The sequence below is a fragment of the Candidatus Methylomirabilota bacterium genome, assembly GCA_027293415.1.
Classification (GTDB): Bacteria; Methylomirabilota; Methylomirabilia; order Methylomirabilales; family CSP1-5; genus CSP1-5.
Map to the genome: position 1 here is coordinate 1 of JAPUFX010000065.1, position 10,852 is coordinate 10,852.

The 10,852-nt window shown below is 59.8% G+C and carries 14 protein-coding genes; 6 read left to right on the forward strand and 8 right to left on the reverse strand.

Going from position 1 to position 10,852, the window contains the following annotated elements:
* The 6 genes from O6929_04725 to O6929_04750 all read left to right on the forward strand — a co-directional run.
* On the forward strand, positions 1-333 hold a 333-nt coding region (locus O6929_04725), incomplete at its 5' end, for a hypothetical protein (protein MCZ6479701.1).
* Between the two features lie 136 nt (positions 334-469).
* Positions 470-1,237, forward strand: coding sequence for an IclR family transcriptional regulator (locus O6929_04730; GenBank protein ID MCZ6479702.1), 768 nt, complete (start codon positions 470-472; stop codon positions 1,235-1,237).
* 125 nt (positions 1,238-1,362) lie between these two features.
* A complete protein-coding gene (locus O6929_04735; protein ID MCZ6479703.1) occupies positions 1,363-2,241 on the forward strand; it encodes a U32 family peptidase in 879 nt (292 codons plus the stop codon).
* A 97-nt stretch (positions 2,242-2,338) separates the two neighbouring features.
* The gene (locus O6929_04740; GenBank protein MCZ6479704.1) at positions 2,339-3,289 is read left to right on the forward strand and encodes a U32 family peptidase; all 951 of its coding nucleotides are present in this window, start codon (positions 2,339-2,341) and stop codon (positions 3,287-3,289) included.
* Between the two features lie 45 nt (positions 3,290-3,334).
* Positions 3,335-4,303, forward strand: coding sequence for a U32 family peptidase (locus O6929_04745; protein MCZ6479705.1), 969 nt, complete (start codon positions 3,335-3,337; stop codon positions 4,301-4,303).
* A gap of 12 nt (positions 4,304-4,315) precedes the next feature.
* Positions 4,316-4,561, forward strand: a complete 246-nt coding sequence (locus O6929_04750) for a hypothetical protein (GenBank protein MCZ6479706.1) — start codon at positions 4,316-4,318, stop codon at positions 4,559-4,561.
* Positions 4,562-4,606: 45 nt separating this feature from the next.
* Here the strand turns inward: O6929_04750 and O6929_04755 are convergent, their stop codons facing one another.
* From O6929_04755 to O6929_04790, 8 genes are all read right to left on the reverse strand, one after another.
* Entirely contained in the window at positions 4,607-5,062 is a 456-nt protein-coding gene (locus tag O6929_04755) for a nucleotidyltransferase domain-containing protein (GenBank protein ID MCZ6479707.1), read from the reverse strand.
* Between the two features lie 213 nt (positions 5,063-5,275).
* On the reverse strand, positions 5,276-6,277 hold the full coding sequence (locus O6929_04760; GenBank protein MCZ6479708.1) for a tetratricopeptide repeat protein: 1,002 nt from the start codon (positions 6,275-6,277) through the stop codon (positions 5,276-5,278).
* A gap of 5 nt (positions 6,278-6,282) precedes the next feature.
* Complete coding sequence (locus O6929_04765) at positions 6,283-7,632, reverse strand: hypothetical protein (GenBank protein ID MCZ6479709.1); 1,350 nt, start codon at positions 7,630-7,632, stop codon at positions 6,283-6,285.
* Between the two features lie 219 nt (positions 7,633-7,851).
* Positions 7,852-8,244: a hypothetical protein gene (locus O6929_04770; protein ID MCZ6479710.1), complete on the reverse strand. Its 393-nt coding sequence runs from the start codon at positions 8,242-8,244 to the stop codon at positions 7,852-7,854.
* Positions 8,195-8,536 (reverse strand): hypothetical protein, encoded by a 342-nt coding sequence (locus O6929_04775; GenBank protein ID MCZ6479711.1) that lies wholly within the window; start codon positions 8,534-8,536, stop codon positions 8,195-8,197. The genes O6929_04770 and O6929_04775 overlap by 50 nt, the downstream gene beginning before the upstream one ends.
* A 126-nt stretch (positions 8,537-8,662) precedes the next feature.
* Positions 8,663-8,842 (reverse strand): hypothetical protein, encoded by a 180-nt coding sequence (locus O6929_04780; protein ID MCZ6479712.1) that lies wholly within the window; start codon positions 8,840-8,842, stop codon positions 8,663-8,665.
* 389 nt (positions 8,843-9,231) lie between these two features.
* On the reverse strand, positions 9,232-10,068 hold the full coding sequence (locus tag O6929_04785; protein ID MCZ6479713.1) for a hypothetical protein: 837 nt from the start codon (positions 10,066-10,068) through the stop codon (positions 9,232-9,234).
* A 22-nt stretch (positions 10,069-10,090) separates the two neighbouring features.
* The coding region (locus O6929_04790; GenBank protein ID MCZ6479714.1) for an alpha/beta fold hydrolase at positions 10,091-10,852 on the reverse strand (762 nt) is incomplete at its 5' end.

Here is a 10,852-nt window from a genome sequence, read left to right on the forward strand (position 1 = left end):
GATCTGATCAAGTCTTCCGGCTACCGAATCGGGCCGGAGGAGATCGAGGACGTCCTCGTCACCCACGCATCGGTGGCGGATGCGGGGGTCGTCGGGGTTCTAGACCCGATGATGGGCCAAAAAACCAAGGCCTACGTCCACCTCAAAGAGGGTAAGCAGGGCTCGGAGGATCTGAAGCAGGAGCTCATTGAGTTTTGCAAGGGCAAGGTTGCGGTCTATAAGCTGCCACGGGAGATCGAGTTTATTGATAAGATGCCGCGGGCGCCGGGGCCTGGTGGTCCCGGGACAGGCAAGCTCCTGCGGCGCGTGTTGAGGCAGCGCGAGGCAGGCTAACGCGTAGAGGCAACATTTCCAGAGTCGAGAAGAAGGGACCCGGATCGGGTCCCTTCTTTTTTTCCTTGACACGAGGGCGCTCCGCTGTTTACTCTGGAGAACTGCGTTCTATATATAGAACAATAAGAGGGTATTAATGGCGGAAGATCGGGTTCCAGCGGTCGAGAGCGCGGTCCGGATCCTCAAGTTCTTGAAAGATCGGAACCACCGTCCGTGGGGGGTATCAGAGTTGAGCCGGTCACTTCATCTCAACAAAAGTACCTGCTTCAATATCCTCAAGGCTCTCTCCGGTCATGACCTGCTGGCCTACGACGAAGGGACGAGGAAGTACGGTTTAGGTTCGGCCCTCATCGAACTCGGGGGTGCGGCTTCGATCGCCACAAGTCGCGCTGAGGTGGCAAAACCTTTCCTGCAAGACCTGTTCGAAGACCTGAACCTCACCTGTCTCTTGGGTCAGCGATTCCAGGATCGGGTCATTATCGTTGATCGAGTCGAGGCTCAGGATGCTTTCCGGATTACGATACCCATCGGTCAAGCCCTCCCGCTAGGCCAGGGGGCCCTGGGACGGTGCTTTCTCGCCTACGTACCCGAATCGGATCTCGATCATCTGTGGTCCCAAGGAGTCTTAGAGCAGGCGGACCGCCGAAAGGGACAACCCCAGATGAAGAAAGCCTTGGCCATAGACCGGCGTCAGGGGTTTGCCGAGAGCTTTGGAGAAATCGCCAAGGGGGTCAATGCGGTGGCGACCCCTATCTTCGACCACCGGGGGGACGTGGCGTTGGCCCTCGGGGTGATTGGGTTTGCCTCTCTTCTCCCACCCCGTCGTCTGGCCCACTGCGGACGAAAACTCCGCGAGGTCTCCGGGCTGATTACTCGTATCATGGGTGGCCAGCCCAGGCCCTGAATTTCCGCTTGACGGGCTCGACTTACGATGCTATTCTGCCGCGAAGTTCGTTCTCTTGGCCGAACAGACGAAGGTTGCGCATGCAGCTCACTAGGCGCCCAGTTCTCCTAGCTCCGGCGGGGAGCGTGCAGGCGGCGAAGGCCGGCCTGGACGCAGGGGCGGATGCGATCTATGTCGGGCTCAAAGGGTGGAGCCGAGGGGGAGCACGCGGTGAGCTTACCCCCAGAGAGCTCGAACAGGTCCTCGTCCTCGCTCGCCAGAAGGGGGCAGCCGTTCAGCTGGCCCTTAACACCATTCCCCGCGGGCGTGAGATCGACTACCTCCTTGAGCGCCTCCCGGAACTCAAACGATGGGGCATCACGGGGGTCATCCTGAACGACCCTGGCATCCTTGCGTACATTCACCGGTGTTTTCCCGAGCTGCCCCTCACCGCGAGCATTGGGTGTGGTGCCCTCAATGTGGATGATGTCGCCCTGCTTGAGGAGATCGGTGCGAGCTGCATCGTCCTGCCGGGAACGGTACATCCGGCAGAGATTGCCGAGATGCGACCTTATGTCAAGGCTCAGATCGAGGTCATGATCCACATGGTAGATGAGTTTCACCAGCTCGGGAAGTGCTGGATGCCCAGCTACTTTCGGACGAACCCCTCTCCGATGCCAGAGATGCCGGCTGACGGTGAGCGTCTCACGGGATCGATCAAGCGAGGCGGGGCGGGGGTCTGCTTCAAGGTCTGCCAGCATCCCTGGGGTCTCTATCTGAATGGACAAAAAAAGGAGGAGCGGATGCTGCCCGCCCGACAGGTGAGTCGGGCTCCAGAGGTCGGCGCCTACCTCGACGCTGGGGTGGACGTGATCAAACTTCAGGGAAGAAGCCTCCCCCCAGAGCTCATTTTTCCCATGGTCCGGCGATTCCGCATGGCCATTGATCAGGTTCGGGAGGGACGGCAGGTCTTGGAGGTGCCGCCATTTGAGCTGCCGCCCTCGTGGGTGGTGGTGGGACGATGAAAACAGCAGTCAGCGATCAGCAATCAGCCGTCAGCTTTTTTTCGTTCCAGATTTCGGACATCGGACTTTGGACGTTGGACCCGTGTGGAGGTTCCCCGTGACACAAGAATTGTTTGAGCTGAATATGGCAATCTCGAATATGAAAGATCTGGTGGCCTCGGATTTGAGTCCGTATGATGCGGTCTATCTGGGGAATCTCTACTGCCGGGATTACGAGGCCAACTTTTTGGAGAAGCTGGACGATCTCCGGGCAGGGATCCGCCACTGCCGAGAGGCAGGTTGCAAGGTATATCTCACCACGTATGCAGCCCCCCGCAACTATTTTCTCCCGCAAATCCGCAAGGCAATCGCCGTGGCAACAGAGGAGGGGGTGGACGCCGTTGAAGCGCACAACCTCGGGGTGGTGCGGATCCTCCGGAACGAGTTTCCCGCACTTTCGATCCACATCGGCGGGTTTGCGAATGTCTATACCGATATGGGGGCATTGGTCCTCCGAGACTACGGGGGGACCCGGGTGACTCCCAACTACGAGCTCTCCCTGGAGGAGATCGAAGGGATGGCCCACAGCACCAGTCTCCCCCTTGAGATTTTGGTCCACGGTAAGATGCCGTTAGGGATCTCCGACTATTGCTTCCTGCTGGAGTATGAAAAGGCGTGGGGGATGCAGTGTCCGGATCTCTGTCAGCAGGACTTGTTTCTCCGTCAAGGGGATTGGGCGATGAAGTCAACGGGGAAGGGAGTCCTGAGCGGCCGGGATGTCTGTATGCTCGAGTATCTGCCCCGTCTGGTGGCGGGTGGGTTTCGCTTTTTCAGGATTGAGGCGATCTCGGAGGATCCTGCATACCGCCGTGACATTGGCATGGTCTACCGGGAAGCCCTCGAACAGGCCTTCAGCGGTGTATACGAGATTCGCGAGGCGTGGTGGCAAAAAATCCAGGCACACGCAAAGGTGGGGCTGTGTAACGGCTTCTATTTCGGTCAATCAGGGCAACTCTACATCGGCAGTCAGCCGCCAGCTGTCAGCCATCAGCTAAGAGTCATAAGCTGACCGCTGATAGCCGACTGCTGACAGCGAGGTGAAAAGGAGGAGACGATGGTCGAACTACTCGTGCCGGCGGGCAGCATTGAAATGGTCAAGGCGGCCGTGGACAACGGGGCGAATGCCCTCTACGTGGGGCCCAAAGGGTGGAGCCGCAGGCGGGATGCCTATGAACTGACCGATGAGGCCCTTCGAGAGGCGGTCCGGATTGCCCATGCCCGTGGGGCCAAGGTTCGGGCAGCCGTCAATACGCATCCCGCCTCTTCGGAGCTTTCCACACTGCTCAAACGGATGGAGGTTTGGGTGGGCGACGGCATTGACGGCGTGATCCTGAGTGATGTGGGGGTGATGGCGGCGGTCCACCGGGCCTTCCCCCTCGTCACGATCCACGCGAGCATCGGGGCCAACATCCTGAACGACGAGGATATCCGCTGGTATCGTGAGATCGGGGTCAGCCAGGTGGTTGCCGATACCAAGCTCTCACTCAAAGAGCTCAGGGTGCGGCGCGAGATCGAGGTGGGGGTTGAAGTTTTGATCCATGCCAACAACTGCTATACCTATCTGGGCAAGTGCTGGATGTCACCTTACCATCGCCTCGAGCGGAGCCAAGATGAAACCGGCAAAGACCAGTTCAAGGGGAGTCCGAATCGCGGCGGCCTGGATTACCGTGTCTGTCTCGAGGCCTGGAGCCTCTGGCGAGGAAATCAGGACTTATGGGCGGACCGGGTAGCCCTCAAGAATGATGCCTTCTTCCTCCTCGACGACATTCCCCACCTGATCGACATGGGGGTCCACACCCTCAAGGTCCAGGGGCGGGAGTACGCCCTCGACCTCATCGGCCGGATGGTTAAATTCTACCGGGACCTCATCGATGCTTACACGGCGGATCCTCAGGCGTTTGACCTGCATCTCTGGAAAGTGCGACTGGCCGAGATCCAGGCTCAGCGGGACCTGGAGCGGGCCAAGGGGACGCTTCATCTCTTTGAGGAAGCCAGGCAGCCAGTGGGGACTTGCTGTCAGTGAGCAGGAGATCCCATGAGCTGTAAGCGGTGTGGCAAGGAGGGGAGTGATCATTTCAAGCGGCTGGACGGCTTCGAGCGGATTACTTTAGCCGATGACCCCGCCGATCCCAACTGCGGCCACTATTACGTCGAGACTGTCTTCGTGATGCGCTGCACCGCGTGTGGTCATCAACAGGAGACAGTGGCGAGGCGTTGGCCGTTCAAGACGCTGCGAGAGGCCGAGAAAGAGCTGGATAGTCGTATCATCGGGAAGGGATAGGCGCAGGTGCAGCAGGTACAGAGAGGGCAGAAGGTGCAGAGGGGTTTAGCGCCGCCATTTGGTGAGGCGGCGCGCTGTCAGATCTCCCCAAAGAAGGCTGAAAAGAGCGTGGCGCGCCGTCTTACGGATCCGCTCGTAATGCTGGCAGACTCCATCCGCAAAGTGCGTGCGCGTCCCGTTCTCGCGACAGAGGAGGACTCGGCCGGAAACGGCGTTGTGCCTCAAGCCGAGGGGAGCCACATTGAGGACGGTGACATCGACCGGGAGCCGTAACGCCCGGCTCAAGTCTTTGGCGAGGGTCACCTGGTACTGCAGGGAGGCCCGCCGCGTGAGGCGGCCATGGAGGTAGACCGCCACGTCGAGGTCGCGGAATCTGTTCCCGTTGATGAAAGAGCCGTGGAGATAGGCGAAGAGAACTTCCTCGCGAAACCCCAGAAGGTCCTGCAGGGCGGAGGTGACGCGGGCCTTCTCCCGAGACGTTAGTCGATACCTGTAGTGCACGGCCTAGCACCTTCGAGACGCCCCCGTCCACCTCGCGTCCCCGGGATGGGGGCGATTTTTGGTGGTCCTGGAGCCCATACCTTCACCGTCGATCTTGATCTCCTCACCGAGCCACCTTAAACCCTCATCTTCGAGGGCACCATACGACAAAACATCGCGAGAATCAAGAGTTTTCACCCTTGTCGTAGAGGGGTTACGGGGGATGAAAAGCGGCTAAACAGACTGCCGCTGGTCTCGCTCTCGGTCGAGCTTCTCCCGGATGCGGCCAAAGGTCTCGAGATCCTGTTTCAGGTCCGGGTGCCCGATCCGCTTGTCGATGTTGATGACCTCTTGCATGAGGCGGAGGGCGTCCCGGTACTCCCCACGCTCCTCGTCGATCATGGCCATATTGTGAATGGGGACGGTGACCCGCAGGTAGTCCCCTAGCTGCAGCATCAGGTCCCTGGCCCGGGCGTAACTTTGGCAAGCCCCATCCAGGTCACCCAGGCGACGTCGAACCAGGCCGAGATTGTTCAGGGTGGTCGCCAACGCCAGGGTATCTCCCGCCATCTCATAAAGGCCGAGACTCTGCTCGAAGCCCCGGAGTGCCTCGTGCCAGTTTTCTTGGCGCTGGTGGAGACTCGCGATGTTAGTCAAGGTCACCGCCTTCCCGAGGGAATCCCCCAGTTTCTCCTGCGTCTGGAGACTTTTCTCGAAAGCCTCGAGGGCTTCGGGGATGTCTCCCATCCGGGCCTTGACCGTCCCGATGTTGTTCCAGGTGAGGGACAGTCCCCGCTCATCCTGAAGTTCCATCCTGAGCGTAAGACTCTCCTCGTAAATCTGTAGAGCCCTGCGAAACTCTCTCTTGCCCTGAAACACCTCGGCGATACTCCCCAGAGTCGTGGCGATTCCACTCAGGTCGTTAGCCTTCTTGTGTAACGTCAGCTCCCGGTGAAACATTTCCAGCGCCCGATCCCAGCCTCCTTGAAGATGGTAGAGTAGACCCAGTTGGTGAAAGGCCTGGGCAATCTTTGGTTCATCCTCGGCGGTCTGGGCGACTTGGTAGGCCAGATTCAGGGTCCTTCGGGCTTTCGGCTCATCCTGCAATTCCGTCAGCAGACCTGCGAGTTCTGCAAGAGTCTCGAGCAGACCGACCCCGTCCCCTTCCGCCTCTTGGGCCTGGGCGCGAGCCTCCAGGGTTTCTGCCTTCTCCCGCGGTGTTCGTTCGTGCGTCATTATCGCTACTCGGCGGTCGGTTCGATTTTGAGGATTTTCCCGATGACCTCCCGGACATCCGGAAACCGACCCGCTCTCTCCCCTTCCGGCACGAGTTCCTCGAGCTCCTGCATCATTCTGGTGACTTGGCGGTTCACCCGCTGCAGCTGGTCTCGGTCCTGAAGCTCCGTCATGCAGTAGTCGAGGACGCGGCGATACAGAGGCTCGTGTGTCAGGGCAACCTGATAGGCAGGATCAAAGAGGCGTTCGTATCCGTCGGTGAGCAAGAGGCGAGTCAGGTGCCGGGAGGCCTGCAGCAGGTCCATGGCATTGTTATCTGCCTCCAGCACCATGAATTTGTCCTGGAAGGGGAGGAGCTTCCAGGCCTGCGGACTCATCTTTTCCCGAGCCCAGAGACGGCCTGACCGGTATCGAAGAGCGAAGTCGCAGACATTCCTGTCTCCTAACCGCATGGAGAGTTGGGGAAGGAAGATGCTGAGCTCCTCGGCGGGGATATCAGTGAGGGAACGATATTTTCCCTTGAGGGGCTCGAGCTCCCGTTGTTGTTCTTCCAGGCTCATCAACTCCATCAGAACCCGGAGAGAGGTCTGCAGCTGCTCGAGATTCATCGCCTCGACGGCGGCCTTAATTTCCGGATTTAAGACGTCCGGGAGGGTTTCTGGAGCGCTCGCGGGCCATCGCTCCATCCGCTCGCTGAAGAGGGAATCGAAGGGCGGATTGAGACCTGCTGCCCCGCCGATGGCCTCCCGCAGTGTGGCCAACGCCGCCTCCACTGCAGAGACGTCCCGAACATTGAGGCCTCGAAAGGCAGCGATGGCCTGCTCTTTCAGCTCCTCGATCGCCTGATCCGACAGTGCGCCGAAACGTTCCACGAGGTCAAGGTAGGCGCTAAATTCGATCGCCGCTTCTGCCGAGAGGGTGTCATGAAAAAGGTCGAAATTGAGGCACATGAACAGGCGCGCCAGCTCTCGCCGGACTTGATACGGGTGTAAGGCAGTGGAATCTTGCAGGAAAAGATCCCACTTCTCTGCCGCAGAGATCCCCTGGAGTTCTTCATCGGTCAAATCCCGAAGGCTCTGTCCTGCGGTGAACCGCTTGGCCTCCAGGGCCTCAAGGGCATGGTCCGTGTACCGGGGGACAAACTGCTCCACCATCTGCCGCATCTGATGGAGATCGAGATGCTCACTGTAGTCCCGGAGCATCTCGGCTTGCTCCATAGGGGGGAGGCAATCTCTGAGAAACCGAAGGGTCCACCGCAGCTCTTCATCCTCCATGAAGGGGACTCGTTCTAGGAGATCTTCCGCCTGTCTCTCGAGGTGTTTTCGCTGGGGGGCGATCCGTGGATGCTCGTCCATCTCTGCACCTCGATGACCGACGACCGTTGACCGATGGCCGACGACCGGCTAATAACGCTGTCAGCAGCCAGCTATCAGCAATAAGTTCTCGGTTGTCAGCGATCAGTAGTAAGAACGATTTGTCCGCCGGCACCAGTCAGGAGCCCGCTGGCAGCCCTGGCCGAGTTGTTAATCAACAAACCCTATAAACCCAATAAACGCAATCCCCAACACCCAACGTTATCGGGGAAAGGTTTTCTGCAGGATCTCCCGGACGATGGCGATTTCGTCGGGGCGAAAAGTCCAAACCGTATAGGTGGGGACTTCCCCGTCGCTGTCGCTGAGCTCTCCGATGTTGAGAAGATCGGGGCCGGTGGTTGGCTTTCCCAGGGTTTTGCTCAGGTGCTCTACAAGCTGAAAGGCGGCAGGTCGGGACGAATAGATCTCTAGAGCCAAGTGGGTTTCATGGTAACGGAGGGAGAAGGAAAGGTCCTCCTGGTCGTTTTTCGCGGTCCCCTCATAGGCGAACCCGCGTCTCTCCCATCCGATCCCCTGGATCCGCCACGTTTCCTTGGGGCAGGGATCAGAAGGAGTCGGGGCAAGAGATGGACCAGGGGAAGTCGTAGTAGTCATTTCCCATCCATTCGTCTATATGGGCCCGAACCTCCCCCAGATACCGGAATTCGGGGTCGAACTCGTAGGCGACGATGCACCGGTCCTCCAGGTCAAAGTACCGGATGGCGAAGCGGTTGGGCGCGTCGACGACGTGGGCGTCGATGGGGCGGATGTCAGCGTGGTCTAATCCCATGACCTTGAGCAGTTGATACAGATCGTACCGCTTCCCCTCTATGGTGAGTTCGGTGAGGCCCTCCCCGATCTCCCCGAATCGCTCTTCCATGCGTTTCCGCTCCTGCCCTGTGATCATCGTCTTCCTCGCTCGCTCCGCGCGGTGTCGCCAAGTCGGCTCCGGCGTCGGTCGGGCTTCATGGGATCCATCCTACGAGGATTCCCCTCTCAAACCTTGTTTTATAATATAGCACATAGATCTTTATCAAGTGTTTTTTTCCAGGAAGCTCTCGACCCTGGCCCTGAGAATATCGCGGTCCTCGGGGGGAAAGCGCCATGTTGCGGTCAGGATCATCTCGCCAAAGGGCTCTTCGATCTCTCCTGTCCGAGAGTGGGTGATCGGGCCGTAGGCCGGGTTCCCCAAATGGGCCACCCAGCCCTGCATGAGCTCCTCGGGGAAAATGCGGCTCCAGGGACTTGAGTTCAACGGTAAAGTGATCCTGGCCCAGCATCAAGAAGCAGTGGATCGGCTCTGTCTCCTCCGTGGCGACAATCGATCCCTCATACGTGAAGTATAAGGGATGCTTCACCTGTTGAAGGTGAAAACCCCACCCCGCCCTGTGCTCTTCTCTCCCCTAGTGCCGCACCAACTATTTCCCGCTAACAATCCCCCCTTGGTGCGTCACGTCCGCTAGTCCCGAAAGCCTTCGGGATTCGGCGCTCGACTTTAGCCTCGCTGAGCACCCCCCAAGCATAGGGGAGTCTCTCCCCTACAACCCCTCAGTGCCCCTCGCGGAAGCTTGCTGTGCTGAGGGAGATTTAGTTGGAGGGGCACTATTTGGCTTCGGGAATGCGATAGATCAGGTCTGCCAGGTCGGAGGCTTCGCCGATGGCCTGACGCGGCTGGGGACCGGTCTGGACGAGGCGATCCATGACTTCCCCGACGGTCGGCTCGAGCGGCTCCCAGCTGAGTGCAAGGGGGAAGAGGGGATCGGCCCCTGAAGCGTCTTTCCACGCCTCGAGCGAGGCGACGCGAGGGTCGAGGACCCGGGCACGCTCAAAGCAATTCCCCTCGATGTCGGTGTTAAAGCCGGTGCCCCAGAAGTGGTCCAACAGGACCCGTATTTGGTCGGCCAAAGGATCCCCCCAGAGATCAAAGCGTCGGCCTCTGAGACAGGCACGACAGGCCGAGAGCTTTCCGGGGTCGGCCTGCACATTCCAGAGATTCGGCATCAGCAAGACGTCATTCGGGCTCTGAAGCGGGGCGGTCCGATAGTAGACGCGCATCTCCTCGAAGCTTCCCTGGAAGAAGAGGAAAAGATAGACAATATAGGGGAAGGCGAGGCGGTGGGTCTGGTACTCCCCCCCTTTCCCCATAGGGGTATCGCTCCAGCGGATCAGTCGCAGCTGTGGCGGTTGCTCGATGCAGAGGACGTTGACCGCCCCTTCCAGCTTGGCGATGCGAGTGCCGGGGGGGAGGAGGAGATGGTGCCCTCGACCGGGACGACGGGCTGAGGCGGCCACCTGCCGGAGAAAATCCTCGAGCGGAACCTCTCGATTAAGGGTGGGGGGTGACCCATCCCGGTAGAGGAAGACCTTTTTCTCTCGAATCTCGATCCACTCCACAGCTCCCTTTTCCCTCCTGTATCCCTTGAGCTTAGGTGTCTTCAATTCACGTGTCAAGGCGACCGAGTTATCCGCTCCCCTCTTGGACCTTGAGCCATGCCACTGCCCGCTGGAAGACGTCGGGGTTGAACTTCAGGTCCAGGTGGTTGAACCATCGGTTGAGATAGGGCAGGATGGCAGGGCTGAGGGAGGCCTCAGGGTGCTGGAAGGCGGTGACGGCCGCCAACGTTCCCTGGGGGAGGTCTCCTGCCAGGCCACGAATCCCTTCGATGAGGGTCGGAATATCCTGGTCCCCGTGAAGGAGCAGGACCGGCCGGGTCGGCTCCTGGACCTGCTCCATCTTCCGAAGGAGTTCCAGAATATAGTCTGGACTCGGGCTCCGGACGGTGGTGGACCCAAAGGCGAGGAGCATCTGCCTTCCCTCCTCGGAAGGCCGGCTGGCCACGGCGGGAGAGATGGCGATAACGAGGTCGGCGCTGGAGATCAGGGCAAGGCGCCCGCCCAGGCTGTGCCCTAGGGCGACCACCCTCCCGTAGCGTCGTAGGGAGTCCAGGGCCGCCTCCAGATCCTGCAGCAGCCTCTCGTCCAAGGGGGCGGGGTGCTCACCGTGTCCGCGGATGTCGATGGCCAGGCTGGCCCATCCCTCCTCCGCGAGGCGCGCCGAGATCCCCAGCATCTGCTCCTTGCACCCTCCATAGCCGTGAACGACCGCCGCCCCCCCCCGGGGGGACTCTGGGAGGAATAGATAGGCCGGGATGGCATGGGTGTCCGCAGATCGGAGATCGGTGACTCGCAAGAATCGGATCATGTCCACCTCCAACATGTTCAC